The sequence below is a fragment of the Variovorax sp. P1_G12 genome, from assembly GCF_056405555.1.
Genome location: NZ_JBFUBW010000005.1, coordinates 130,013 through 156,288, shown reverse-complemented (window position 1 = coordinate 156,288; position 26,276 = coordinate 130,013). Strand labels below are relative to the sequence as shown.

At 69.2% G+C, this 26,276-nt stretch carries 23 protein-coding genes and 1 tRNA gene; 9 read left to right on the top strand and 15 right to left on the bottom strand.

Going from position 1 to position 26,276, the window contains the following annotated elements; translation table 11 throughout:
• Genes AC1D2O_RS07755 through AC1D2O_RS07720 form a run of 8 tightly spaced genes read right to left on the bottom strand, consistent with a single transcriptional unit; the run spans window position 1 to window position 7,527 of the window.
• Window positions 1-810, bottom strand: a complete 810-nt coding sequence (locus tag AC1D2O_RS07755; protein ID WP_478091655.1) for an aspartate dehydrogenase — start codon at window positions 808-810, stop codon at window positions 1-3.
• 14 nt (window positions 811-824) lie between these two features.
• Window positions 825-2,522, bottom strand: coding sequence for a thiamine pyrophosphate-binding protein (locus AC1D2O_RS07750; RefSeq protein WP_478091654.1), 1,698 nt, complete (start codon window positions 2,520-2,522; stop codon window positions 825-827).
• The gene (locus AC1D2O_RS07745) at window positions 2,515-3,354 is read right to left on the bottom strand and encodes an SDR family oxidoreductase (RefSeq protein WP_478091653.1); all 840 of its coding nucleotides are present in this window, start codon (window positions 3,352-3,354) and stop codon (window positions 2,515-2,517) included. The genes AC1D2O_RS07750 and AC1D2O_RS07745 overlap by 8 nt, the downstream gene beginning before the upstream one ends.
• 19 nt (window positions 3,355-3,373) lie before the next feature.
• Window positions 3,374-4,219, bottom strand: a complete 846-nt coding sequence (locus tag AC1D2O_RS07740; protein WP_478091651.1) for an IclR family transcriptional regulator — start codon at window positions 4,217-4,219, stop codon at window positions 3,374-3,376.
• A 30-nt stretch (window positions 4,220-4,249) separates the two neighbouring features.
• Window positions 4,250-5,122 carry an alpha/beta fold hydrolase gene (locus AC1D2O_RS07735; protein WP_478156650.1) on the bottom strand — a complete coding sequence of 291 codons (873 nt, stop codon included), beginning with the start codon at window positions 5,120-5,122 and terminating at the stop codon, window positions 4,250-4,252.
• A 25-nt stretch (window positions 5,123-5,147) separates the two neighbouring features.
• A complete protein-coding gene (locus AC1D2O_RS07730; RefSeq protein ID WP_478093472.1) occupies window positions 5,148-5,693 on the bottom strand; it encodes a cupin domain-containing protein in 546 nt (181 codons plus the stop codon).
• Between the two features lie 25 nt (window positions 5,694-5,718).
• The gene (locus AC1D2O_RS07725; protein ID WP_478093470.1) at window positions 5,719-6,534 is read right to left on the bottom strand and encodes an SDR family oxidoreductase; all 816 of its coding nucleotides are present in this window, start codon (window positions 6,532-6,534) and stop codon (window positions 5,719-5,721) included.
• Between the two features lie 9 nt (window positions 6,535-6,543).
• Window positions 6,544-7,527, bottom strand: a complete 984-nt coding sequence (locus AC1D2O_RS07720; protein ID WP_478093474.1) for a Bug family tripartite tricarboxylate transporter substrate binding protein — start codon at window positions 7,525-7,527, stop codon at window positions 6,544-6,546.
• Window positions 7,528-7,819: 292 nt separating this feature from the next.
• On the opposite strand from AC1D2O_RS07720, the gene tcuC reads away from it, so the two are divergent.
• From tcuC to AC1D2O_RS07700, 4 genes are all read left to right on the top strand, one after another.
• Window positions 7,820-9,127 carry a tricarballylate/proton symporter TcuC gene (gene tcuC, locus AC1D2O_RS07715; protein ID WP_478093468.1) on the top strand — a complete coding sequence of 436 codons (1,308 nt, stop codon included), beginning with the start codon at window positions 7,820-7,822 and terminating at the stop codon, window positions 9,125-9,127.
• A gap of 41 nt (window positions 9,128-9,168) precedes the next feature.
• Window positions 9,169-9,909, top strand: coding sequence for a transporter substrate-binding domain-containing protein (locus AC1D2O_RS07710; protein WP_478093466.1), 741 nt, complete (start codon window positions 9,169-9,171; stop codon window positions 9,907-9,909).
• A gap of 216 nt (window positions 9,910-10,125) precedes the next feature.
• Window positions 10,126-11,379: an alpha/beta hydrolase family protein gene (locus tag AC1D2O_RS07705; RefSeq protein WP_478092122.1), complete on the top strand. Its 1,254-nt coding sequence runs from the start codon at window positions 10,126-10,128 to the stop codon at window positions 11,377-11,379.
• A 22-nt stretch (window positions 11,380-11,401) separates the two neighbouring features.
• On the top strand, window positions 11,402-11,548 hold the full coding sequence (locus AC1D2O_RS07700; RefSeq protein ID WP_478156648.1) for a hypothetical protein: 147 nt from the start codon (window positions 11,402-11,404) through the stop codon (window positions 11,546-11,548).
• A gap of 13 nt (window positions 11,549-11,561) precedes the next feature.
• Here AC1D2O_RS07700 and AC1D2O_RS07695 read toward each other — a convergent pair whose 3' ends face one another.
• From AC1D2O_RS07695 to AC1D2O_RS07675, 5 genes are all read right to left on the bottom strand, one after another.
• Window positions 11,562-12,545, bottom strand: a complete 984-nt coding sequence (locus tag AC1D2O_RS07695) for a 2-dehydropantoate 2-reductase (protein ID WP_478092123.1) — start codon at window positions 12,543-12,545, stop codon at window positions 11,562-11,564.
• A 35-nt stretch (window positions 12,546-12,580) separates the two neighbouring features.
• Complete coding sequence (gene alaS / locus AC1D2O_RS07690) at window positions 12,581-15,205, bottom strand: alanine--tRNA ligase (protein WP_478092120.1); 2,625 nt, start codon at window positions 15,203-15,205, stop codon at window positions 12,581-12,583.
• Between the two features lie 88 nt (window positions 15,206-15,293).
• Window positions 15,294-19,436: a CHASE domain-containing hybrid sensor histidine kinase/response regulator gene (locus AC1D2O_RS07685; RefSeq protein WP_478156646.1), complete on the bottom strand. Its 4,143-nt coding sequence runs from the start codon at window positions 19,434-19,436 to the stop codon at window positions 15,294-15,296.
• A complete protein-coding gene (locus AC1D2O_RS07680; RefSeq protein WP_478089110.1) occupies window positions 19,433-20,416 on the bottom strand; it encodes a response regulator in 984 nt (327 codons plus the stop codon). Before AC1D2O_RS07680 ends, AC1D2O_RS07685 begins: the two co-directional genes overlap by 4 nt.
• A 71-nt stretch (window positions 20,417-20,487) precedes the next feature.
• Window positions 20,488-20,561 (bottom strand) — tRNA-Gly (locus AC1D2O_RS07675).
• A 594-nt stretch (window positions 20,562-21,155) separates the two neighbouring features.
• Between AC1D2O_RS07675 and AC1D2O_RS07670 the strand changes: the two genes are divergently transcribed.
• The 3 genes from AC1D2O_RS07670 to AC1D2O_RS07660 all read left to right on the top strand — a co-directional run bounded on the left by AC1D2O_RS07670 (window position 21,156) and on the right by AC1D2O_RS07660 (window position 23,546).
• The gene (locus AC1D2O_RS07670) at window positions 21,156-22,259 is read left to right on the top strand and encodes a glycosyltransferase (protein ID WP_478089111.1); all 1,104 of its coding nucleotides are present in this window, start codon (window positions 21,156-21,158) and stop codon (window positions 22,257-22,259) included.
• 329 nt (window positions 22,260-22,588) lie between these two features.
• The gene (locus AC1D2O_RS07665; RefSeq protein WP_478089112.1) at window positions 22,589-22,990 is read left to right on the top strand and encodes a GreA/GreB family elongation factor; all 402 of its coding nucleotides are present in this window, start codon (window positions 22,589-22,591) and stop codon (window positions 22,988-22,990) included.
• A complete protein-coding gene (locus AC1D2O_RS07660) occupies window positions 22,971-23,546 on the top strand; it encodes a hypothetical protein (protein ID WP_478089113.1) in 576 nt (191 codons plus the stop codon). The genes AC1D2O_RS07665 and AC1D2O_RS07660 overlap by 20 nt, the downstream gene beginning before the upstream one ends.
• Before the next feature lie 41 nt (window positions 23,547-23,587).
• Here the strand turns inward: AC1D2O_RS07660 and AC1D2O_RS07655 are convergent, their stop codons facing one another.
• Entirely contained in the window at window positions 23,588-24,502 is a 915-nt protein-coding gene (locus tag AC1D2O_RS07655) for a hypothetical protein (protein ID WP_478089114.1), read from the bottom strand.
• Between the two features lie 131 nt (window positions 24,503-24,633).
• Entirely contained in the window at window positions 24,634-24,822 is a 189-nt protein-coding gene (locus AC1D2O_RS07650) for a hypothetical protein (RefSeq protein WP_478089115.1), read from the bottom strand.
• Window positions 24,823-25,016: 194 nt separating this feature from the next.
• Between AC1D2O_RS07650 and AC1D2O_RS07645 the strand changes: the two genes are divergently transcribed.
• Both AC1D2O_RS07645 and AC1D2O_RS07640 read left to right on the top strand, forming a co-directional pair.
• Window positions 25,017-25,901, top strand: coding sequence for a S1C family serine protease (locus tag AC1D2O_RS07645; protein WP_478089116.1), 885 nt, complete (start codon window positions 25,017-25,019; stop codon window positions 25,899-25,901).
• A complete protein-coding gene (locus tag AC1D2O_RS07640; RefSeq protein WP_478156644.1) occupies window positions 25,898-26,275 on the top strand; it encodes a response regulator transcription factor in 378 nt (125 codons plus the stop codon). Before AC1D2O_RS07645 ends, AC1D2O_RS07640 begins: the two co-directional genes overlap by 4 nt.
• Window position 26,276: the final 1 nt, after the last annotated feature.

Here is a 26,276-nt window from a genome sequence, read left to right as displayed (position 1 = left end):
TCAGATCGCCATGGCCGCGACACGGTTGCGCAGTGCACGCACGGCGCTGTAGACCGTCAACGCGGAGGTCTTGGGATTCGCTGCGAGCGGCTTGTTGCGCATCGTGAGTTCGAAGCTGCCGAAGGCGCCTTGGGCCTCGACCACGTGGACGTTGTCGGCCACCGCCGGATCGGCGATCAGGCGCACCAGGGTGCGGTCCAGCCCGAGGCCGGCGAGCGACACGGTGGCGGCCACGTTGGCGTTTTTCGGGTAGAGCGTTGCGGCTTCGCGCGCGCTGCCTTCGAAGATCACGATCTCGCTCGTCAGCGCATCGAGATCGCGGCCCTGCTCGGCCGGCGTGCCCTTCCAGGCGCGCGGCGGTTTGCGGCCGGTGTAGCGCACCTCGTCGAGGCCGCCGATGCGGGCCGCGGCCAGCGCGTCGATGGCGCCGATCGCACCGGCGATCAATTGGACCTGCGTGCCGCCCGCGAGCGCCGCGGATTCGAGCTTTTCAGCGAGGCCCGCGGCCGAGAGCGCGCCCACCGAGGCCACGATGCAAGGGGTGCCGCGCTGCAGGGCCGGCAGCACATGCGCCTCGATCGCCGCATGGCCCGCCGCTTCGACGACCAGGTCGATGCCTTCGAGCGGAACCGACGACACGAGCTGCGCGCCCGGTGCGAGCCGCTGGGCCGTGGCCTGCGCCGCAGCGAAGGCGTCGGCCGGCACGACGATGGCCTTGACCTCCAGCGCCGTGTCGGCCTGGAGCAGTTCGAGCATCGAGGCACCGATGGCGCCGCAGCCGACGAGTGCAATGCGCGTGATGGCGGACATGCGAAGGCCTCCGCTCACTTGGCCGTGCCGAGCGCAGGAATCTGCGTGATCGTGTTGGTCGGCGGACCCGCGAAGGTGCTCTTGAAGCCGCCGATGGACAGCATGTCGATCTCGAGCAGGAAGGGACCGTCGGTCGCCAGCGCCTCGTCCAGGCGGGCCGGCAGGTCGGCCAGCTTCTGCACGCGCGCATGCGGCAGGGCGATCGACCGACACAGCAGGTCGTAGTCGGGCGTATGCAGCTCGGCGTAGCACTGGCGGCCGCCGTACTGCGCGTCCTGGATGTTCTTGATGACGCCGTAGCTCTTGTCGTTCATCAGCACGATCACCATGGGGGCCTTCTCCTGCACCATGCAGGCCAGCTCGCCCAGGTTCAGGATGAAGCCGCCGTCGCCGGCCAGGCAGAAGGTCTTGCGGCCCGAACCGGTCACCACCGCGCCGATCGCCGCGCCAATGGCCATGGGCATGCCCTGGCCGATGCCGCCGCCCGTGGCGTGCACGCCGGCGCTGGGTTCGAAGATGCGCAGCTCGCGGTTGCCCCAGGTGCTGTTGGAGACAGTCACGTCGCGCACCCAGTTGAAACTGCGGCCGGCCACCGACTGGATCTGGCGAACCAGTTCGGCGTACGGGCCGAGGCCGTCGCGCAGCGTCGCGACGGCCTGGTCGTGCGCGGCGCGCAGGTCGACCAGCAGCTGGGGGTCGGCCTGGTACTTCGCGGCTTCGAGGCGATCGGCGAGGCCTTCGAGCGCCAGCGCGGAATCGCCGCAGACGAAGGCTTCGGAGGCGTAGCAGCGGCCTTCGGCGGCGGCATCGGCGTCGATGCGGTACAGCGGGCGCGGCAGCTTCAGCTCGTACTTGAGCGTCTCGTTGCCGCGCAGGCGCGAACCGACCACGAGCATTGCGTCGCAGGTCTGGTAGAGGGCCTCGACCGGCTTCTGGATGTTGTAGGCGCCGAGCGAGCCGGCATCGTCCTCGGGCACCGTGCCGCGGCCCTGGGTGGTGGTGACCACGCCGAAGCCGAGCTTCTGCAGGCGCTGGATGGCCGCACGGGCGTGGCGCGCACCGCCGCCGACCCACAGCAAGGGGCGCCTGGCCTTGGCAAGGCTCGCGGCCAGGGCGTCGAGACCGGCTTCCGACGGCACAGGGGCCTCGATCGGCAGCGGCGACAGGTCGGCCGGCATCGTGGTGAGCGCCGACTGGATGTCGATCGGAATCTCGACGCTGACGGGGCCGGTGGGCGCGGTCATCGCGACCTGCACCGCGCGCTTCAGGGTACCGAGCACGGTCTCGACGCTGCGCACGCGGAAGGCGGCCTTGGAGATGGCCTTGAGCATCGTGAGCTGGTCCGGTGCCTCGTGGATGTACGACATGCCGCGGTCGATGTAGGGCGTCTCGATCTGGCCCGTGAGGTGCAGCAGCGGCGCGCCGGCGGTCAGCGCCTCGACCATGCTGCCGGCGATGTTGCCGGCGGCGGGACCGGTGCTGGTGATGCACACGCCAAGGCTCGCGGTGGAGCGCGCATAGGCGTCGGCCATGTTGCCGGCACCCGCTTCGCCCCGCGACGAGATGAAGCGGATCGCGCCGCGCTGCGCGAAGGCATCGAGGATCGGCATGTTGTGGATCGAGATGACGCCGAACGCCGCCTTGACGCCGCATTGCTCGAGGAAGGCGGCGACGACGGCGCCGACCGTGACGGTGTTGTGTGGGTTATGCATGGCGGGAATGGCCTCCGGAAATGTCGATGTGGCTGCCCGTCGTATAGGACGCGAGCGGTGAAGCGAGGAAAAGAATCGCGCGCGCGGCTTCGATCGGAAGCCCCAGGCGACCCAGCGGGATGTGTTTGTCGTGCGCGAGCTGGCCGCTCCAGGCGGCCCAGTCGAGCTCGGTCTGCGCACGGGCCTCGAAGCGGCGGCGCCACTGGCCCGACTCGACCAGGCCGATCAGGATGCCGTTGACCCGCACGCCCTGCGGCGCGAACTCGGTGGCCATCGAGCGCACCAGGCTCAGCAGGCCGGCGCGGGCCGCCGAGGTGGCGACCATGTGCGGCTCGGGCTGGCGCGCGAGCAGCGAATTGGCGCAGACGATCGCCGCATCGCCGAGCACCGCGCGCTGCGCCGTGAGCTGCGGCAGGAAGGCGCGCGTCGGGTGGATCACCGAGAAGAACTTCAGGTGCAGCTCGTCGCTCCAGGCCTGGTCGTCGGTATCGGCGAAGGTGGACACGCGCCCCTGCCCCGCGTTGTTGATCAGCATCGAGGCCGGGCCGAGCGCGGCTTCGCTCTCGGCGGCGAAACGCTTCACCGACACCGCATCGAGCACGTCGCAGGTGCGGGCGAAGAGGCGGGCCTCGGGACGCGTGGCGCGCAGGCCGGCCACCGCGCGGTCGAGCCGCTCGACGTTGCGGCCGCACAGCGCCACCGCGGCGCCGCAGTCCAGCAGCAGCTCGACGGTCGCCAGGCCGATGCCGGAGGAGCCGCCGGTGACCACGGCCACGCGGCCGGCCAGCGCATCGGCGGCGAAGAAGTTCGAGGACAGGTGAGGCATCGTCATTTTCTTTGGTCGGCTGCGCTCAGGCGCGGTCGCTGCCGCGAAGAGGGATCACCCGGCCCGCGGGGGCCGGCGAATAGTTCAGCAGGCCGGAGATCTCGTCGGCGCTCTGGCGCACGCGCTGCACCATCTCGTCCATCCGGCTTTCTTCGATGTGGCCCGAGGTGATGGTCGCGCCCAGCGCCGCCACGATGTGGCCGCTGTGGTCGCGCACCGGCGCGGCGATGGTGGAAATGTTGGATTCGAAGAAACCTTCGCCCAGCACGTAGCCGCGCTGGCGGTCGGCCTGGACCATGTCGAACAACTGGTCGACCGAGACCGGCGTGCTCGGCGAGAAGGACTCGAGCCGGCCTTCGGGATAGAGCGCGCGCAGTTGCACCAGCGTCAGGTCTTCGAGCAGGACGCGACCGAGCACCGTGGCATGCGCGGGCAGCCGCGTGCCGACGGTCACCGAACTCGCGAACGGCGTGGGCGGAGCGACCTTCGCCACGTAGACGATCGATCGGCCGTCGCGCACCACCAGGTTGCACGGCGTGCGCAGGTCGTCGCACAGGCGCTGCAGGAGCGGCGTCCCGAGCTGCGTGAGCTCCAGCGAGGCCAGGTATTCGAAGCCCAGGCGCAGCACCGACAGCCCGAGGCGGTAGTCGCGCCCGCCTTCGGCGCGCTCGAGGAAGCCCATGTTCTCGAGCGTGGTCAGGAGCCGGAACACGGTCGAGCGCGGCAGGTCGAAGCGGCGCGCCAGCTCGGGCGCCGAGAGTGAGCGGTTCTCGCGGCTGAACTCGCACAGCAGGCGCAGCCCGCGCTCGAGCGCGGGAACGTTGTAGCGGTCCGCGCCTTCGTCGATGGGATCGATGTCGTTGGTAGCCATGGTGCCTCTGGGTTGTTGTCTGGGTCGTTTTCAGGATGCCAGAACGTCGCGCAGCAGCGCCGCGACGGCTTCCGGCCTCTCGACGTAGCTCGCATGGCCCGTATCGGCGATCAGCTCGAGCGCCACGCCGCACTTCTGCGCCACCTCGGCGCAGCCGGCGGGCGGCGTGACGATGTCGAGCGCGCCGCAGGCCACGCGCACCGGCATCGCCGGCGGCAGGTCGGCCAGCAGCTCGCCGCCGCACAGCAGCTCGACCGCCTGGCGGTAGCCGCCTTCGTTCAGGCGCGCCATGTTCCAGCGCACCCACTGGCGTGCCTGCTCGCTCGCGTTGGCGGACAGCAGCCGGGCGTCGGCTTGCGCGGCCATGCCTGCAACGCCGGCGCGCACCAGGGTGTCGAGCCGCAGGGTGCGCACGCGCTGGCGGGTTTCGGCGCGCTCGGGGGCGCCGTAGCCAGCCGCCGGGCTGATCAGCACCAGCCGCTCGATGCGCGCCGCCAGCGCCGAACCGGGCCGGGTGGCCGCGGCGGCAGTCAACGCGCCGAGCGAATGGCCGACCAGGGTGCAGCGGGCGACGCCGAGGGCATCGAGCATCGCGCCGAGCCGCTCGGCGTAGTCGGCGGCCTTCGGCGCCGAGGGTGCCAGCGGCGTCGATGCGCCGTAGCCGGGCGCGTCCCAGGCGATCACGCGCGCCTGTGGTGAGAGCAGCAGCGCGGTGTCGAGCCAGGAAGCGGCGCCCGAGCCGATGCCGTGCAGGCAGACCAGCACCGGCCCCGCGCCGCACTCGCGCACCGACATCACGCTGCCGTCACGCAGCGCGACGGGGCGCGCCGGGAAGCGCGCCTCGAGGCGCGTCAGTTCGGACGGCGGCAGGCTGGCAACGGGGTTCATCGCGGCGGTGCTCATCGGGATCGGCTCGGCGCAGCGGGGCTCAGCGCTTGATTTGGGCCAGCGGGTGATCGGCCGGATAGGTTGGCGTCACCGGCTTCTTGGCGCCCAGCATCACGCACATCAGCGCATCCTCGTCGCCGATGTTGATCTCCTCACGGTAGACGCCGGGAGGCACCGAGATCAGGTCGCGGTCGGTCATGATGGTCTCGAAGCGCTCGCCGTCCTTCTCGATGATCACCTTGAGCTTGCCGCGGATCAGGAAGAACACTTCCTCCACGTCGGTGTGCAGGTGCGGCGGGCCTTCGTGGCCGGCCGGGATCACCATGGTCGAGAAGGTGAAGTTCTCGGCCGGCACGGTGTTCACGTCCTTGGCGACGCCGGTGCCGCCGGTGCCCACGTAGCGCATCTGGGCGCGGCGGAACTTGGGATCGAAGTCGGCCTGGAACTTGAGCGCGTCCCAGTCGTACTTGCGGGTCGAATAGCGCGCGATGCGCGTTTCCATCCATTGCTGCAGGCTGCTGCCTTCAGGCTGCGCCAGGGTATTGGCGGCGGCGTCGATCTTCTGTTGTTCGGACAAATCGCTCATCGGAAAACTCCTTGGTCGGAAAAAATCAATGCATCACGAAGCCGCCGTTGACGGCGAGCAGCTGGCCGGTCACGAAGCGCGACAGGCCCGAAAGGGAAAAGAGCATCGCGCCGCAGACGTCGGCCGCCTGCTGCTCGCGCGGGATCGCGCGGCCTTCGAGGTATTTCTGGTGGCGGGCCAGCGGCACGTATTCGGTCGCCTCGACCAGCGTGAGGCCGGGCGCCACGGCGTTGACCGTGATGCCCTCGCCGCCCCACTCGCGCGCCAGCGAGCGCGTCATCGAGATCACGGCGCCCTTGCTCGAGGCGTAGGCCAGCAAGTTCGGCGCGCCCCACAGCGCGGTGTCCGACGCCAGGTTGACGATCGCGCCGCGGCCGCCAGCGGCGAGCGCGCCGCGGCAGGCCCGGCTCATGAGCCAGGTGCCGCGCACGTTGACCTGCATCACGCGGTCCCAGGTGTCGATGTCGAGCGCCAGGGCATCGCGGCCGCCCGAATTGGTGATGGCGGCGTTGTTGACCAGGCCGTCGAGACCGCCGAGCGCCGCGGTTGCCGCGGCGGCGCAGGCGTCGATCGATGCCGGGTCCGACAAGTCGACCGCCAGCGCATGGGCCGTGAAGCCGGCCTCGCGCAGCGCTGCGGCTTCGGTCTGCGCCAGGTCCGAGAGAATGTCGGCCATCACCACGCCGGCGCCGGCGGCCGCGATGCACTTGGAAAACGCGAGCCCGAGGCCGCGCGCGGCCCCCGTCACCAGGACCTTGCGGCCGGCGAGCAGGTTGGCGGGCAGTTCCGCAAGCAGGGCTTGCAGGCTCTGGTGGTCGGGGGTGACGCTGGGTTCGCTCATGGGTTCTTCTCAGTCGGCTTGGATGCCGAGGTCTTTGATGACGCGGCCGAAGCGTTCGAAATCGGCGGCGTTGGTCTTCGCAAGCGTCTCGGGCGTGCCGCCCAGGGGCAGCGCGCCCAGCGTGGCCATCTTGGAGGCGACGTCAGGCATCTTGAGGATCTCGTTGAAGTGGGCGTTGAGCGTCTTCACGATCTCGGGCGGCAGGCCCTTGGGACCGAAGATCCCGTTCCAGGCGACCACCTCGACATCCTTGTAGCCCAGCTCCTGCAGCGTCGGCACATTGGGCGCGAGCGGCGAGCGGACGCGATCGGCGACCGCCAGCGGCACCAGCTTGCCGCTCGACAGGTAGGGCGCGATCGGGCCGTACGTGACCACGGTCAGCGGCACGTGGCCGCCAAGCACATCGTTGATCGCCGGCGCCACGCCCTTGTACGGCACGTGCTTGATGTTCACGCCGGCCGTCTTGTTGAACATCTCGCCCAGGATGTGCATCGGCGAACCGCTGCCCGGGCTGGCATAGGACAGCGCCTGGCTGCTCTTCGCCGTGGCCACCACGTCCTTCAGGCTCTTCGCCCCGCTGCCCGGCCCCGAGACCAGGAACAGCGGCATCAGCGCGGTCTGGATGATGGGCGTGAAGCCGTTCACCACGTCGTAGCCGGCGCCCGCACCGGTCTTGAGCACGATCTGCGCGATCGAGAAGGTGCTCGGCGCCACCAGCAGCGTGTAGCCGTCGGCCGGCGCCTTGGCCACATAGCTGCTGCCGATCACGCCGCTGGCGCCGGGCCGGTTGTCGACCACCACCGGCTGGCCGAGTCGGGTCGAGAGCTTCTCCGCGAACAGCCGGGCCAGGGCGTCGGTATCGCCGCCGGCGGGATAGGCGACCACGAGGGTGATCGGCTTGGTCGGCCAGGTCTGGGCCCAGGTCGGGCCGGCCACGCAGGCGGCTGCGGTGCAGAGTGCGAAGGCCAGGGCGTGGCGGCGTGTCTTCTTCATCATGGGAGGCGCTTCCTTGAAGGGAGGGAGAACTCGCTCTGTTTCGCTAATAAAACACTGATTTATTAATGAAACGATGGAAGGAAGAATAGTAGGTGAAGCGCCTGCAAAATATTGGTGGTAACCCTTAGTTTGACGGCGGAGCCGGCGGTCCATACACCTGCTGCGCTGAGCAAGACCTGACGTCCAGGGGCGGGACATACCCCGAGCGCGCCGACGGCTGATCGACAGCTTGCCTTCCTACGATGGACGGACCGTGCGGCCGCGGGCCGCACATTCGCAGGAGACACCCATGAGCACAGCCACCCTCGCCAGCGGCCACCCGGCGCCCTCGACCAGCACTTCCAAACTCGGCGCCGTGCTGCGCGTCACGAGCGGCAACTTTCTCGAGCAGTTCGACTTCTTCCTGTTCGGCTTCTACGCCACCGCCATCTCCAAGGTCTTCTTCCCCGCCAGCAGCGACTTCGCCTCGCTGATGCTGACCTTCGCGGTCTTCGGCGCCGGCTTCCTGATGCGGCCCCTGGGCGCCATCGTCCTGGGCGCCTATATCGACGAGGTGGGCCGGCGCAAGGGGCTGATCGTCACGCTGGCCATCATGGCCAGCGGTACGGTGCTGATCGCCTTCGTGCCCGGCCACGCCACGATCGGCGTCGTCGCGCCGGTGCTGGTCCTGCTGGGCCGGCTGCTGCAGGGCTTCTCGGCAGGCGCCGAGCTCGGCGGCGTCTCGGTCTATCTCTCGGAGATGGCGACACCGGGCCACAAGGGCTTCTACACGGCATGGCAATCGGCCAGCCAGCAGGTCGCGATCGTGCTGGCCGCCGCGCTGGGCTTCGCGCTCAACGAGCTGATGGCGCCGGCCGCGCTGTCCGACTGGGGCTGGCGGATTCCATTCTTCGTCGGCTGCATGATCATTCCGTGCATCTTCGTGCTGCGCCGCTCGCTGCAGGAGACCGAGGCCTTCCAGGCCCGCAAGCACCATCCGACGACGCGCGAGGTGTTCCGATCGATGGCGCGCAACTGGCGCGTGGTGCTGTGCGGAATGCTGCTGGTCGCGATGACCACCACCACCTTCTACCTGATCACGGTCTACACGCCGACCTTCGGGCGCACCGTGCTGCACCTGAGCGCACGCGACAGCCTGATCGTGACCCTGCTGGTGGCGGTCACGAACTTCATCTGGCTGCCGATCGGCGGCGCGCTGTCGGACCGCATCGGCCGCAAGCCGCTGCTGCTGGCCGTCACGCTGCTGGCCATCTTCACGGCCTATCCGGCAATGCACTGGCTGGCGGCGGCGCCCAGCTTCGGCCGCATGCTCGACGTGCTGCTGTGGTTCTCGTTCCTGTTCGGCATGTACAACGGCGCCATGGTCGTGGCGCTGACCGAGGTGATGCCGGTGGAAGTCCGGGTGGTCGGCTTCTCGCTCGCCTACAGCCTGGCGACCGCGGTGTTCGGCGGCTTCACGCCGGCCATCTCGACCTGGCTGATCGAGGCGACCGGCGACAAGGCGGCGCCGGCCTTGTGGCTCAGCGTCGCCGCGGCCTGCGGGCTGGTGGCGACGCTGATTCTCTACCGCAAGGGACGCAAGGCTTCGGTCGCCTGACGCATCGAAGCGCGGACCCCGCTGCGGCAGAATCCGGTGCCATGAGCACCACCCTCCCCCCGGCCGTGGTTTCGGCCTTCACGCCCACCGGCGCGCTGCGCGCCTCCATCAATCTCGGCAACCCGATCCTCGCGAACAGGGACGCCGCCAGTGGCGAGCCGGTCGGCGTCTCGATCGATCTGGCGCGCGCCTTTGCCGATCGACTGGGCGTCAGCGTCGAGCTGGTCGTGTTCGAGAAGGCGGCCGCCTCCGTCGACGCGGTGCGCAACGACAAGGCCGACATCGGCTTCTTTGCCATCGACCCGGCACGCAGCGAAGGCCTGCGCTTCACCGCGCCCTATGTGCTGATCGAAGGCAGCTACCTGGTGCCGGCGGGCTCGGCGATCCGGGACAACGACGCGGTGGACCGGGAGGGGCAGCGCATCGCGGTCGGCAGCGGCAGCGCCTACGACCTCTTCCTCACACGCGAAATCGGGCAGGCGCAAATCGTGCGCGTGCAAGGCGCCCAGGGCGTGATGGAGTGCCTGCGTGCCGGCCAGGCCGAGGTGGCGGCGGGCATTCGCCAGGTGCTCGAAGCCGAGGCCGCCCGCGACGGCGGCCTGCGCCTGCTGCCGGGTCGCTTCATGGTGATCCAGCAGGCCATGGGCACACCCGCCTCGCGCGGTCCCGACGCCGCCGCCGCCCTGGCCGCTTTCGTCGAGGAGATGAAGGCCAGCGGCTTCGTGGCGGAGGCACTGGCCCGGCACCGGGTCCAGGGCGCCAGCGTGGCGCCGGCGGGCTAAGGCCGGCGCCGGGCCGCCCCAAGCCGGCCTGCGGCCCCCTTGGTGTTGGGAGTCACGGTTGTTGAGCCTTGGTCAAAGTTGTTGACCTGGCCCGCTCACAGTTCGTGAGCCATTCCTCTAATGGGAGGCATGTGGCATCCTAGAGTCAGGCCGCTGTCGGCCAACCCGACATTCGATCGTGCCGCTCGATCGCTCAGGCTCGGCGGACAATGAAACATGACCGCCGACCAAGAGAACCCGACAATTTGGCCCGAATTCATGAGTGCTTTGGAGCCGGAAGCATCGGAGAGCACAGTTATTGCTACCGCGCCAACAGACCTCGCCGTACTGAAACCGTCGAGCGATCTGCCGGCTTCGGTCTCAGCTTGGTCCGGGCAGTGGTCGGGATGGGCCGGCCAGGGCCGGAGTTACGACGTCAAGCTGATAGTCGAGAAACTCTCCCTGCACGATGCCACGATCGTTTGTGTGCGCGCGTCCGATGGGCAGAGTGTCTTTAGCGAACGTGTGCTCGCTCAGATTCACGGAAGCGAACTGCGAGGTCGGCTGACGAACGGCGCAAGCCTCCAGTTTCGGATGAGAAATCCGGATGTTGTTGAACTTCTTTGGTGCGAGCTCGACGGTCGCTGGATAGCTGGGGTCCTATCACAGCTGAGTGCTGAAGGACAACGCACGAGCGAACGCGTGCCCACCGGGGCATTCGAACATGGAGAGCGGATCACGCTCGAGATGGTGACGTTCAAACCGGCCGGGCTGGGTCCTTTCCCGAAGCTTGTGTTCAATCATGGTTCGACGGGTACTGGAAATGATCCGTCGCTGTTTACCAGCACGGTGACCAGCCCAGCATTGGCGAAGCACTTCAATGATCGCGGCTGGATGGTCATGTTCCCACAGCGACGCGGACGCGGAAAGTCGGGCGGTCTTTACGACGAGGGCTTCGAACCAGATCGGTCGCAGTACTCTGACGATCCCCGATACGCTCTTCCGGGCTTCGAGCACGCGCTGGTAGACGTGGCGTGTGTTGTCGAGCACTTGCTTGCGAGGGCTGACGTGGACCGTGAACACCTGCTGATCGGCGGGCATTCTCGGGGGGGCTTCCTTGCGTTGGCATTTGCCGGGGTACGACCGGATCTCTTTCGCGGTGTCCTCAATTTCGTGGGCGGCTGGGTTGATGAACATGGGCCTGCATCCGAGATGATCAATCCCGTGATCGCCAGGAGGGGAGCAAAATTTCCCGGGTCTAGCGTATGGCTGTATGCGAAAAACGATCCCTTCTATAGCGTTGCTCACAGCCGCAAGAACTTTCACGCCTTCGAAGTCGCTGGCGGTCAGGGGCATTTTCATGTGCTCGAAACATTACCGGGACAAGACGGCCATCACATCCTTTCCCTGACAGGCCTGTGGGGACCGGTCGTAGATGGCTTCCTGGAACGCGTTGACAAGCGGAATAGCAGCCGTTCCACGTCGAACTGACTGGTGAGCGCGATCACATTGGATGGCCGCTTTCGAGCAAATGGAAAGTCGGCTCGCCCATACCAATGGGATGGACGCCTTCGCTCCGAAGCTGCCGCTCACGAACCTTGACCAGCTGATGGGAATCAGCTCAGCAACTCTGAACCTTGCCGCCTACCACACGAAATGAGGGAGCGTGGGGGCTAAATCCCCAGCTGGGTCAGCAATTGCCGCGCCGGCCAGCGCTCGCGGCGTGCCGGCCAGGCCTGGACCAGTTCGACCATCCGCGCATTCAGCGGCGCCTGCATGCCGTGGCTTTGCGCCAGCCGCACCACCTCGCCGCTGAGGACATCGATCTCGGTGCGCCGGCCCCGCGCCAGGTCGTCCGCCATGCTCGATCGCGCCTTGGCGTCGATGCGCAGCATGCGCGCCGCAACCAGCCGGAACAATGGCGTCGGCAGCCGCAGGATCGGCGGGATCCGCGCCGGCGGCACCGCGCCGAGCTGGGCCGGCGCGATGCCGGCCCGCCCGAGCACGGCCAGCGCCTCGTCGATCAGCGCCGCGAAGCAGCGCCGGTAGCCGCGCTGGAGCAATTCGTCGCGCAGCGGCAGCCCCGACAGCGCATTGACCGGATTGTTGAGATTGAACAGCAGCTTGCCCCACTGCACCGGCAGCAGATCGGCATGGAGATCGATCGGGATGCCGGCACGCTCGAACACCGCCACCCAGGGCCGCAGCGCCGGGTCGTCCTGCGCCGCCAACCGGCCCTCCGTTCCCCGATGGAAGGCGCCCGGGCCGATCTCGGCGACGTTGTAGGGCACCATGGCCGGCAGCACGTGCAGGCCCGGCCCGGCCTCGGCGGCGACCCGCGCATTGGAGATGCCGTTCTGCAGCGACAGAACGGTGGTGCCGGCCGGCAGGACGGCGGCGAGCTCGGCCGCGGCTTCGGCGGTCGCGCCGCTCTTGACGGTCAGCAGCACCAGTGCGGGCCGGATGCCCGCGGGCACGACGTCGGACAGATGCAACTCGGCGGGTGGCACGCGGCCCTGAAGCCCGTCGAGATCGGTGAGCGTGAGGCCGTGCTGTGCGAGTTCGCCCAGCACGCGCGGCCGGCCCACGAAGGTCACGCGGACCTTCGCCGCCGCCAGCCGGCCGCCGATGAACGAGCCGATGGTGCCGGCGCCCATCACGAGGATGTCGACCGCCACGTCGTCCGCCACGGCTAGACGCGTTCCGCGACCCAGCCCTGCACCGACTTCAGCGCCGCCGGCACGCCGGCCGCATCGGTGCCGCCGGCCATGGCCATGTCGGCCTTGCCGCCGCCCTTGCCGCCGACCTGCTGGGCGACGAAGTTGACCAGCTCGCCGGCCTTCACGCGGCCCAGGGTGTCGGCCGTGACGCCGGCCGCGATCTGGACCTTGCCGCCCTCGATCGTCGCCAGCACGATGGCCGCGGTCTTGAGCTTGTCCTTGAGCTTGTCCATGGTGTCGCGCAGCGTCTTGGCGTCAGCGCCGTCGAGCCTGGCCGCCAGCACCTTGACGCCCTTGACGTCGACCGCCTGCGCCAGCAGTTCGTCGCCCTTGGACGAGGCCAGCTTGCCCTTGAGCGAGCCGACTTCGCGCTCCAGCGCCCTCACCTGCTCCAGCACCTGCGTGAGCCGGCCCTGCAGCTCGGAGGCGGGCGTCTTGAGCGTCGCGGCCACCGTCTGGACCGTGGATTCGAGCTGCTGCAGATAGGCCAGCGCGTTGGCGCCGGTCACGGCCTCGATGCGGCGCACGCCGGCGGCCACGCCGCCTTCGCTGGTGATCTTGAAGAGTCCGATGTCGCCGGTGCGCGCAACGTGCGTGCCGCCGCAGAGCTCGCGGCTGCTGCCGATGTCGAGCACGCGCACCGTGTCGCCGTATTTCTCGCCGAACAGCATCATCGCGCCGGTCTTCTGCGCCGACTCCATGTCCATCAGGCGCGCCTGGGTCGCCTGATTGGCCAGGATCTCGGCGTTCACGCGGCGCTCGATCTCGAGGATCTGCCCGGGCGTGACGGCCGCGTTGTGCGCGAAGTCGAAGCGCGTCTTGTCGGCATCGACCAGCGAGCCCTTCTGCTGCACGTGCTCGCCCAGCACTTCGCGCAAGGCCTTGTGCATCAGGTGGGTGACGCTGTGGTTGCGCATGGTGGCGGCGCGGCGTTCGGTGTCGACGCGGGCGGCGACGCTGTCACCGACCTTCAGCGTGCCCTGCGTCTGCGTGCCGTGGTGGCCATAAACGTCGGCCTTGATCTTCTGCGTGTCCTCGACGCCGAACTGCACGCCTTCGGCGGCAAGCACGCCCTGGTCGCCGACCTGGCCGCCGCTCTCGGCATAGAAGGGGGTGGTGTCGAGCACCACGATGCCGGGCTGGCCCTCGGCCAGCTGCTGCACCGGCGCGCCTTCGAAGTAGAGTGCGACCACCGTCGCCTTTTCCTCGAGATGCTCGTAGCCGGTGAAGGCATTGCCCGCGCCCGTGTATTCGACGGCGCGCTCCATCTTGAACTTGCCCGCGGCGCGGCCCGCGGCCTTCTGCTTCTCCATCGCGGCATGGAAGCCCGCCTCGTCGACCGCCACGCTGCGCTCGCGGCAGACGTCGGCCGACAGGTCGAGCGGGAAGCCGTAGGTGTCGTGCAGCTTGAAGGCGACCTCGCCCGACAGCACCTTGGCGTCGCCGGCCAGTGCGGCGTCGAGGATTTCCATGCCGTTGGCCAGGGTCTCGAAGAAGCGCTCTTCCTCGGCCTTCAGCGTGTCGGTGATGCGCTTCTCGTCGGCCCGCAGCTTGGGGTAGGCGTCGCCCATCAGCGCCACCAGGTCGGGCACCAGCTTGTGGAAGAACGGCTTCTTCTGGCCCAGCTTGTAGCCGTGGCGGATCGCGCGGCGCACGATGCGGCGCTGCACGTAGCCGCGCCCTTCGTTCGACGGGATCACGCCGTCGGCCACCAGGAAGGCGGTGGCGCGGATGTGATCGGCGATCACGCGCAGGCTCTTGTTGCCCAGATCCGGTTCGCCGGTCTCGCGCGATGCGGCCTTGACCAGGGCCGCGAACAGGTCGATCTCGTAGTTGCTGTGCACGTGCTGCAGGATCGCGGCCAGCCGCTCCAGGCCCATGCCGGTGTCGACGCAGGGCGCGGGCAGCGGCTTCACGCTGCCGTCGGGCTGCATGTCGAACTGCATGAACACGTTGTTCCAGATCTCGATGTAGCGGTCGCCGTCCTCGTCCGGGCTGCCGGGCGGGCCGCCCGCGATGCCGGGGCCGTGGTCGTAGAAGATCTCGCTGCACGGGCCGCAGGGACCGGTGTCCGCCATCATCCAGAAGTTGTCGGACATGTAGCGGCCGCCCTTGTTGTCGCCGATGCGCACCACGCGCTCGGGCGGCAGGCCGATGTCCTTGGTCCAGATGTCGTAGGCCTCGTTGTCCTCGATGTAGACCGTGGCCCAGAGCTTCTCGGCCGGCAGCTTGTAGACCTCGGTCAGCAGCTCGAAGGCCCACTTGAGCGACTCGCGCTTGAAGTAGTCGCCGAAGCTCCAGTTGCCCAGCATCTCGAAGAAGGTGTGGTGGCGCGCCGTGTAGCCGACGTTCTCGAGGTCGTTGTGCTTGCCGCCGGCCCTGAGGCAGGCCTGCACCGAGGCCGCGCGCACGTAGGGGCGGCGGTCGGTGCCGAGGAACACGTCCTTGAACTGCACCATCCCGGAGTTGGTGAACATCAGGGTCGGATCGTTGGCCGGCACCAGCGAGCTGGAGGGCACGACGGTGTGGCCCTTGGTCGCAAAGAAATCGAGGAACGACTTGCGGATGTCGGCGACGCTGAAGGTGGGCTGGCTCATCTTGGGTTCTTGGCTTGTGCGAAGGCGGCCGGTTGGGGGCAGCCCCTGCATCGAACCCACCGACTGCTTGATCTGCTGGAGCCTTCGATTATAGGTTTGGGGGCTGGCGGGCCGCTTCGGCACCCTCCAGTATCTCGACCGCGCGCTGGAATTGAAGCTGCTGCATCGCGCGTTCCAGCGCCGCGAAGCGCTCTGCCCCGAGGTGGGTTCGCAAGGACGGGGCGAGCGCGTCGAAGCGGGACATGGCACCCACGCTCTGCCGGCGCAGCTCGCCGATCCAGGCCGCGAGCGCTTCAGGGCCGGGCGGCGCGGTGCCGTGGGCCTGCGTCCCACCGGCGGCGGTCTCGAGGAACGGCTGCACTGCAAGCTGCAGCCGGCGCAGCGCCCCGGCCAGCGCGCTCAATGCCACCCGCACTTGCTGCGCCTGCGGGTCGCCAGCCTGCAGCCCTGCTTCGGCCTCGGCCGCGTGGCGCCCCACCGCGTCGATGCCGAGGGTGCGGGCGCTGCCTTGCAGCTTGTGCAGCCGCGCGGCCAGCGCCGCGGCCGGGTCCGCGCGGCCGGCGGCGCCCTCCTCCTGCGCCAGGTCGGCGAATTCGGCGAGCAGCCGGCGCAGCGCGCTGGCCAGCAGCCCGCGATCGCCCTGCAACCGCCGGAACGAATCCACGGTGTCGATGCCTTCGATGACCGGCCAGTCCGCGGGCATCCGCACATCGGCTGCCGGCGACACGGGCCTTTCGAGCGTCCCGCCGCCGCGCGCCCGCTCCACCCAGCGCCGTACGGTACGCAGCAGCGCCTCGGCATCGAAGGGCTTGCTCACGAAGTCGTTCATGCCGGCCTCGAAAGCCCGCTCGCGCTCGGCCACCAGGGCACTCGCGGTCAACGCGATCACCGGCAAGGCCGCGAGGCCGAGCTCGCGGCGAATCAGCCGCGTCGCTTCGTTGCCGTCGAGGACCGGCATGTGAACGTCCATCAGCACCAGGTCGAACGACCCGGGCCCTGCCCGCAGCAGGTCCACCGCCTCGCGGCCGTCGTTCGCGAGGCCGACTTGCGCGCCCGCGCGCGCAAGGATGCTCTGGCAGACCAGCAGGTTGACCGGGCTGTCGTCCACCACCAGCACCCGGATCCGCGACAAGTCCTGATCGGTGGAGGCGCCTCCCTCCGGCGGCAGCGTGTCGCCGGCGGGCACCGCCACGGCGTCGGCGGCGATCTCCAGCGGCAGCACCACCCAGAATTCGCTGCCGCTGCCCGGCGTGCTGGCGACGCCGAGTTCACCGCCCATCAGCTCGGTGAGCTGCTTGACGATCGTGAGCCCCAGCCCGGTGCCGCCGAAGCGCCGCGTGGTCGACGAATCGGCCTGGATGAAGGGCGCAAAGACGCGGCCCAGCAGCTCGGACTCGATGCCGATGCCGGTGTCGAGCACGGTGAAGCGCAGCTGCGCGTGCTGGCCTTGCCGCTTCTCGACCTTCACGCCGAGACAGACCGACCCCGCGGCCGTGAACTTGACCGCGTTGCTCATCAGGTTGACGAGGATCTGGCGCAGCCGCGCCTGGTCGCCGCGCAGCTGCCTCGGCAGCCCGTCCTCGGTTTCCTGTCGCAACGCGATCGCCTTGTCGCGGGCGTTCACGGAGGCCATGGCCATGACGCCCTCGAGCAACTCGCGCAAGTCGAATCCGGATTCGTCGAGCGCCATCTCGCCGGCTTCGATCTTCGAGATGTCGAGGATGTCGTTGATGACGCCCAGCAGCGCGTTGCTGGAGGCATCGATCTTTTGCAGGAAGTCTCGCTGCGTCTCGTCCAGCGAGGTCTGGCGCAACAGGTAGGCCAGGCCGATCACCGCATTCAGCGGCGAGCGGATCTCGTGGCTCATGTTGGCCAGGAATTCGCTTTTGGCCCGGCTCGCCGACTCCGCCTGCGCGCTGCGTTCCTTGAGCGCCAGATTCAGGGCCTCGAGCTGATCCTGCGCGCGTCGCATGTCGGTCACGTCCACGGCCACCGAGATGTAGCCCTGCACGACGCCCTGCTCGTCGCGATCGGGAATGTAGTGCAGCCAGTAGTGCGCCGTCGATCCGTCGGCCAGCACGCGGGTGCGCATCACACGCTGGCCCTTGCCGGCGAGGGCCGCGCGGATGTAGGGCTCGTTGATGCGGAACTGCTCGGGGCCCAGCAGTTCCCGCTGCGTGGTGCCGATCATCTGTTCGGGCGCAAGCCCCCGCCAGCGCCGGTAGGCACTGTTGGCGAAGGTGCAGCGCATGTCGAGCGTCCAGTAGGCGACGATCCCCGGGATGTTGTCGGTGACGATGCGCATGAAGCGCTCGTTGCTGCGCAGCTTTTCTTCGGCCAGTTTGCGCTCCGACAGGTCGGAGCCGATCGCGATGAAGCCGATCACCGCGTTCCCGGCGTCGCGCAGCGGGCTCACGCTCAGGTGCACCGCGACGCGGCTGCCGTCCTTGCGCACGTAGGTCCACTCGCCGGGATGCCCGCGGGCAGCGTCCGGCGCGCGGGCGAAGACCTCGCCGACCTCGAGCGGGCGGCCCAGCTCGGCGCCGAGCGCCTCGGCGCGGGCATGGACTTCGGCCGCGTCGTGAAAACGGATCATCTCCGCCCGGTCCACGACCTCGGCCGCCGCGTAGCCCAGCAAGGCCTCGGCGGCGGGATTGAACAGCCTGACCACGCCGTCGACATCGGTCGCGATGATGGCGCTCGCCGCATGGGCCAGGATCGCCCGCTCGCGCGTCGACAGGGCCACCAGTTGCGCCGTGCGCTCGCTCACCTGCTGCTCGAGCGTGGCGTTCAGTTCGAGGATGTGCGCCTTGGTCGCCTTCTCGTGCGTGATGTCGCGCACGGTCTGCGCCACGCCCACCACCCGGCCGTCGGCCGACCGGATCGGGGCGGCCGCCACCGAAACTGCCACCGGCGAGCCGTCGCGGTGCCGCCGGAAGGTTTCGAAGGCGGCGACCGATCGGCCTTCGGCGACGTGCCGCAGCAGCGACTCTTCCTCTTCCCGGTACTCCGGCGGCATCAGCAGGGCCTGGGTGGGGTGCGCAAGCGCCTGGTCGGCGGAGTAGCCGAAGATCTTGCCCGCCGCGTCATTCCATTCGGTGATCTTGCCGTCCAGCGCGCAGCCGATGATGGCGTCGTTGGAACTGGCCACGATCGCGGCCAGCCGCGAGCGTTGCTCGCTCTCGCGCCGCTTGCGGCGCTGGGTCATCTGCTCGATGAAGGACAGCAGCGCCAAGAGCGTCGCCAGCGTCGCGCCGATCAGGAACACCGCCCAGGGACTGCGAAGGTTGAGCTGCTTCAGGAACAGCGGCTTGGCGACGATCTCCACCTGCCAGGTGCGCCCGTAGAGCGCCAGCGGCAGCACGTTGCGCAGCCCACCGGCGCCGGCGGCCGGGACCTGCGGCGACACGAAGAAACGATCGGGCCTGCCGTCGTCCCCCGCATCGGCCAGCGCCATGGCGAACTGGCCGTCCTGGAAGTCGAACCCCTTCAGCACCTCGTCGAGGACCAGCGGCGTGTAGATCCAGCCGATCGTCTCGGCGCGCGTCCCGCGCGTGGGCGCCGACCGGCGGTGGCGCTGCTTCAGCGCCGCGAGTTGCGATTCGACCTGGTAGACCGGCAGCAGCAGCAGCACGGACTTTGGCGCATCGCCGCGCCGCAGCAGCGTGATCGGCGCCGACATCACGATCTCGCCGGTCGTCATGGCGCGCTCGGCCGCGGCGCGCCGGCGCGGGTCGGAGGCCATGTCGAGTCCGATCGCGGGAATGCTGGAATCGGAGGGCTCGAAGTACTGGATGACGTAACGCTCGCCGTCATTGGGCCCGAGCTGGTGGACCCGGAAATCGGGCTTGCCGTCGAGCCGGGCGGCGGCGACGAATGCGGCCTCCTGGTCGACCGGCACGCGGCGAATGAAGCCGAAGCCGTTCGAGCCGGGGAACTCGCGCTCGATGTCCTGCGACGCGCTGTATTGCGCGAAGCGCAGCCGCGTGATGCCGGCATCCCCGCCGGCGGCGATCACCGCACCGCGCGCACCGCGCAGTCCGGATTCGAACGCGTGCATGCGCGCGGCCACCTGATCGACGGCCCGCCGCGACAAGGCGTCGAAGCGCGAGCGTGCCAGCGACTCGTTGTAGCCGACTTGCAGGAATGCGGCGCCGGCGGCCGCGCCGAGGCCGAGGGCCAGCCACACCAGCGAACGCGCGGACGCCCGCAGCGACGTGGAAATGCTCAATCGGCCTCGCCGACCGCGTCCGTCCCCGCCTGGGCAAACGCGGGGATCGCCAGGCCCGCCTGGGCCCGACCGGCCTGCAGCGCCTGGGCCAGGCCCGCTTCGGCGGCACGTTCGAGCGCCGCGCGCCGATCGTCCGCGGCCGGTGCGTCGGGCTCGCCAGGCACGGCAGCATCGAGGCAGGCGACGCCGGCGCTGCAGGTCACATGGCGCGAAACGGCGGATCCCTGGTGAGCGATGTCCAGCGCCTCCACGGCCCGCAGCGCCCGATTGGCGACATGGAGCGCATCGTCGGCCGCCGTGTCCGCGAGGATCAGCGCGAAGCGGTCGCGCCCGAGGCGCGCCGCGAAATCGCCGGGCCGGCGGATGCTGCGCCGCAGGGCGTCGGCGACCGCGGCGAGACAGGCCTCCGCAGCCTTGCGGTCGTAGAGCGCTTCATAGGAACCGAAGAAATCCAGCTCGAGCAGCACCAGCGCGACGGGCCCGGCGGCCTCGGCCGCGCGCAGGATCTCGCGCTGCAGTTGCTCCGCATGCGCGCTGTCGTTGCCGAGCCCGGTTGCCGCATCGATCCTGGAGAGCCGGCGCAGATCGTCGGCCAGGCGCTTGAGCTTCAGCTGGGTGCCGACGCGCGCCAGCACCTGCGGCGCGTCGAAAGGCTTGCGGATGAAATCGACCGCGCCCATCTCGAGCACCGCCACCTCGAGCGCGGACTCCTGGTGACTGCTCACGAAGATGACCGGCACATCGGCCAGCGCAACGTCGGCCTTGAGGGCCTCGCAAACCTGCAGGCCGCTCATGTCGCCCATCTGCGCATCGAGCAGGATCAGGTCGGGCGTCGCCTCTTTGCAAAGCCGCAGCGCATCGACACCGCTGGTCGCGAAGCGGATGGTCGGGTAGTTCGAAAGCATCCGGCTCAACAGCTGGATGATGGTGGGGTCGTCGTCGACGAGAAGAAGGCTCCCCTCGACCGCTGATTTTTTCATCGCGGCATTCTGCCGGAAGCCAAGCCGTCGGCACGGCGATGCGGCGGATACGGGACGGGCTTGGGTGCGGATGGAGCGGGTGAAGGGAATCGAACCCTCGTATGAAGCTTGGGAAGCTGCCGTTCTGCCATTGAACTACACCCGCATCTGGCAACCCGTTGATGTACAACGAGTTTTTTGGCGGTTCTGGCGCAGGATTCTTGGAAACCACGCCGGCCCCACCCATCGAGCGCATTCGCGTGCTCCCGACGACAGCCCGCAGTATAGGTCCATGTTCATCGACGTCCGCGCCGCCAGCCCCCTGAACTGGCGGCCGTCGATCCATGAAGGGACGCCTGCGCCTTCGTCGCGGACGCGATCCGCTGTTGGACGCGCGCGGCACATGGGTCGCACGTGCCCGACTGCACGACCTCTCCGGTGGCCGCAACCGAGAGGCGTGCGCTGGATAAAGACAACTTTCTCTTTACTTGCCGCATCACCAAGATACAGAATGAAAAGGCAACAAGTAGCCAACCGAGGAGAGTCAGGCGTGCGCCCTGATTCAATGAAGCGCGAGGCCTCACCGGGTCTTCTTGCACCGCGGCCGCCAGGGACCGTCGTCACGGCGCTTCTCGATGCAGCAAGCTGCCTCGTCCCAGTGATGGACGGCCCCGACGGTGCAAGAATCCTGCACCTCGCACAAGGTATGAAAAGTCGCCCGAATCGGCACATACATACGGAAATGGATCGGAATTAGCGCATGGAAATTCTTGTCGTTGTCGGCACCCTGTCCGGCCGAGGGGGCATCGAAACCTGCGTGCGAACGCTGGCCGAGGAAGCCCGGGCCAATGGGGATCACGTCCGGGTTCTTGCCCTGTGCGCCAGCACGGTCGACGGCAGTTGGCACCAGGATCTGGCCTACAGCGAAATCGAGAACGGGTCGACCTCGCTCAAGCGACAGATGTTCCGGGGCCTGCCCGCGGTGATCCGCGCCTGCCGACAGCATCCGCCCGACGCGGTGGTCGTGATCTATGGCTCGACCATTGCGCTGGTCAGAGTGGCGCTCGCGCTGGCCGGTCTGAAGCGGCCCGTCATGGCCTGGGTGCATTTCTCGAACGTGCTCAAGCAGCAGACGCGCCTGTTTCGGCACGCGCACGGCCATATCTGCATCAGCCGCCAGATCGCGGAGTCGATCTCTGCGCTCGACGGCGTCCGGCCCGACAGCGTCCATCTGGTCAACAACGGCACGCGGATGGAATCGGTCGCAGGGGTCGCGCGCTCGAAGCGAGGTCCGCTGCGGATCACCCACATCGGCCGTCTCATGGTGGGCGAACAGAAGCGCACCGACGACCTGCTGCGCGCGCTCGCCGAGGTTCGGGGAGACTGGCGGCTGCAACTGGTCGGGGCCGGCTTCCACGACAGCGACGGCCCCCAGTTGAAAGCGCTCGCGGTCGAACTGGGCATCGCCGAACGCATCGAATGGTCGGGCTGGCAACCGGATCCCTGGGCTGCGCTCGACGAGGCCGATCTCCTCGTCCTGTGCTCCGCCTTCGAAGGCTTTCCGATGGTGCTGATCGAAGCGATGGCGCGCGGCATCCCCTGCATCAGCAGCGACTGTTCGTCCGGCCCCTCGGACATCATCCGGACGGGACACAACGGCTGGCTCTACCCGGTGGGCAACAACGCCGCGCTGACCGCCCGCATCCAGGCTTTGGTCGACGATCGCTCGCTGCTGCCGCCCGCCGACGCCGTTCGCGCCTCGGTGGAGGCATTCAGCAACCCGAAGGTTTTCCAGCGGATCCGGAAGGCCATCGAACACACGATCGAGCACCAGCGCGGCGCCACGCTGAGTGCCGGTTCGTGAACGACTGCGCGCATCCACGCGACCACCGCTGCGAGTTCCCGCGCCCCAACCGCCCGTCGCCGCCTACAATCCTCCCCATGGTCTTCCCGGTCCCCCATCCCGCCGACTGCCGCGCCGCAGCGCCTTCCGCTTTTGCGGCAGGCCTTCGCACGCCCGCATTCGGCAACGGGGCGACGCTGCTGGAACCGCGCGAGCCGGCCGCAGACTCCTCAGCCCGGCGATCCCCTCTTTCTCCCTTCTAGCGCAAACCATCGATCGCCGGGCCTCTGCCCCGCGCTGTCGCGGCCGCCCCACTCATCGGGGCCGGTCGCATTCGACTGGAGTGCTTCATGCCTGCAAAAATTCACGGTGAGCGCATGCTCACCGAACTCGATCACGTGCGCCTGGCCAAACTGATCGACGGGAAGTCCCTTCCCGAACTCGAGGACCTGCTGGACGCGACCGACGTGGTGCGCTCGTGCGACGTCGCGCCAGACGTCATCACGATGTATTCGCAGTTCTCGATCGTCGACGCCCATTCGGGGCAGCGCCAGGAGCTGACGCTCTGCTATCCGCGCGACGCCGCACCCGCCGCCGGCTTCGTCTCGGTACTGTCGCCGGTCGGCACCGGCCTGATCGGCCTGCGAGCCGGCGCCACCGCGAAATGGCAGATGCCCGGCGGTGACGAAGGCGGCGCCCGGGTGGCCGAGATCCTCTTCCAGCCAGAGGCTCATGGCGACTACACGACCTGACTGGGCGGATCCTCCGGCAGCGAGCGCGCCGCGCGCCCTCGATGAAGACGAACTGGCGCGCTACCCCCTGCGCCAGTCGCTGGCCGCGGCCCCCGAGACACTGGCGGCGCTGAGGCGAAGCGGCCTGCTCGAATGGCTCGCCAAGCCGGAGTGCTGCCTGCTGGTGGACGACGAGGACCGCATCACGATCTGCGCCGCGCACGAAGACGCGCTGGACCAGACGGTGGCGTTCATCGTGCAGGCGCACGGCGCGTCGGTGAAGCTCGACGCGCCCCAGGTGCACGGCGTGCCCGACCGCCAAGGCGGCAGGCCACTGCAGCCCCTCATGTTCGTGCGCGCCCAGGTGCCGCGGGCGCAGGCGGTGCGCGCGCTGGAAGAACTGGTGCGCCGGCACGCGAACATCCTGGAAAACGACCTGCAAACCGACTGCGTGGTGCTGCGCGCGGAAGTGCGCCTGGCCGACTTGCTGGGCTACCCGGCGTTCCTGCGCGAACTCACGAGCGGCACCGCGGCGCTGTGGATCTGGCTGCTGCGCTACGCGCCCGAGCGCGCCTGAGCCCGGGCCGGCCGAGCGCTCGGCGCCGGGCGGATGGCGGCTCACTCATCGAAGCCGGTCAGCAGGTCCTGCAGGTCGTCGTCGAAGCCCGTCACGGGTTGCGCCTTGGCCAGCGCCATCCAGACCGGGAACGGCATCCGCGGCAAGGCACGGTGCACGGCCGAACGCGCCACCACCAGCCGCCCCTGCTGCGCGACCAGCACGCCGCACTCCGAGGGGATCTCGTCCGGCTCGCCGATCGGGCGCCCCTTGGCGTCGCAGCCCAGCACGTACCAGCACTCGCCGCCGAGGTCGAGATAGGCGGCCCGCTTGTCGGGCTTGCGCAGATCGCTCAACAGGTCGGCGCGGTTGACCTTGACCTCGTGCACGATCGGCTGCGCGTAGGCCTCGACGCTGGTGTTGCGAATCGAGAAGACATCGGGCCGGGCCACGCACCAGCGCGGCTTGTCGCCCTCGGCCGCACCGGGCAGCCGGGCCCGCAGGCTCAGGCCGCGCCAGGCCAGGCGACCGGCGCGCGTCATCTCGCGCGCGACCTGTTCGACCAGCGCTTCGTGCCGCGACATCGCGGCCCGGTTGACGACCAGCGTGCGCGCGAGCTGCGCGATGCCCGCATCGGTCAGGCGCAGGGTCTCATGGCCCTGCGCCGACCGCACGCGCGCGAGCAGCCCCGCGGCCAGCAGGTCGACCTCGATGGCGTCGCCGCACGGCCAGCCCGCCGAGCGATGGATCTCCCGCAGCCGCCGCGCATGCAGCCGGCCGGGCGCCAAGGCGCCGGGCGGCGGATCGGCGACCGGCGCCGGTGCGCCGGGTTCGACCCGCGGCGGATCCGTGGGCGGGGGGTCCACCGCGGGCGCCGGTGGTGGTGTCGGAGGTGGCGGTGTCGGCAGATCGGGCGCGGGCGGCGGCGGTCCGATGGGCGCGCCGGCACCGGCGCCCTGCAAGGCGAAGGAGGTCATCGCGCTAGGTTAGCGAAAAGCCGGCACAGGACGAAGCCCGCGCTGCGTCCAGGCGTTTTGTCTCACTGCGCTGCGCCGCACGCCCCTCCCCGCACCGCCCCATGACCTCCTCCCCTCGCTGGGCACGCACCCTAGAACAACCCCAGGCCGGCCGCCATCATCAGCGCGATACCGGCCGAGACGCTCGCCCAATGAGCGGCATTGGCGAACAGGTCCCAGCCGCAATACCTGTCCTCGGCGCCGCGCGCGAAGAACTCGGCGATCGGATCGACGCCCTCGCCGTCGCCTTCGAAGCTCGTACCTTGAAAGTCCGGGATCATGACTGCCACCTCGTGCATGAATGCTAGGGCGATGCCGCTCTTGCTTCGATGAAAACGAGGTGTTGCATTGATGCGGTGAAAACATCAATGAATGGAAGCGCCTCGAAACGCATCCGTGCGGGACAGCCCTGCCCATCCGGGCAGTAGCGCCGGCCCTTGTGGCTTCCCACAATGAAGCCATCTAAGGAGTCCCCATGGCCGACACGATCTCGTCATCTCTCGAACACCTGTCCACGGCAATGGCCGAGGCGGTGGCCGCTGCATCCGCCAGCGTGGTTGCCGTGCACGCCGGGCGTTCGCGCTCGAGCGGGTTTGCCTGGCGCGACGGGCTGATCGCCACCTGCGAGGAGTCGCTGCCTGACGACGCCGCCGACGTGACGGTGGTCCTGCCGGGCGGCGCCAGCGCGCGGGCCACGCTGGTCGGGCGGGATGCCGGCACCGACATCGCCCTGCTGCGCATGGACGGCACCGCGCCCCCGCCGATCGCCTTCGACGCGGCCCCGGTGCGCGCCGGGTCCATCGCGCTGGCGGTCGGATCCTTCGCCGGAACACCGGTCGCGGCGGCGGGGGTGGTCTCGCTGTCGGCCCCCGCGTGGCGCAGCCTGCGCGGCGGCGAGATCGACGCGCGGATCGAACTCGGGCTGACGATCCGGCGCATCGCCGAAGGCGGCCTGGCGCTGGATGCGCGGGGCCGGGCCATCGGCATGAGCGTCTTCGGTCCGCGGCGGCGCGTGCTCGTGATCCCGGGCGCGACGATCGATCGCGTGGCCGCGCAACTGGCCGCCCACGGCCGGGTGCCGCGAGGCTACTTGGGCCTGGGCCTCCAGCCGGTGAAAGTCGAGCCCGAGGGCATCGGCGCGATGGTCATGGGCCTCGACCGCGACGGACCGGCCGCGACGGCCGGACTGCGCCAGGGCGATGTGATCCTGGCCTGGGACGGCGAGCCGGTGCGCAGCGTGCAGATGCTGCTGCGCGCGCTGGGGCCGGCCAGCGTCGGTTCCGTCGTGACATTGTCGCTGAGGCGTGCCGGCGAACCGGTCGAGGCGCAGGTCACTGTCGGGGAAAGGCCCGCCGATTGAGCCGGACGAGCCTCACGGAGCCGATCGTGATCGCGGTCGATGTCGCCGACGCCGAGTTGTCGGAGCGGCTCGTCGCGTCGCTGGCGGACATGCCCGGGCTGCGCGTGGCACGGCGAGGCGAGCCGGCCGACGTCGTCGTGGTGCCTGCGGAGCCGATGGCCGCCGCCGACGCCGACATGGCGCTGACACGGCGGGAACTCGAAGTCCTGGCCCTGATGGCCGAAGGCGCATCGAACAAGGTCATCGCGCGGCGCTTGGGAATTTCGGTCCACACCGCCAAGTTTCACGTCGGCTCGCTGCTCGACAAGCTGGATGCCACCGGCCGCACGGATGCGGTGGCGCAGGCGGTCCGGCAGGGTGTCATCCATCTTTGAG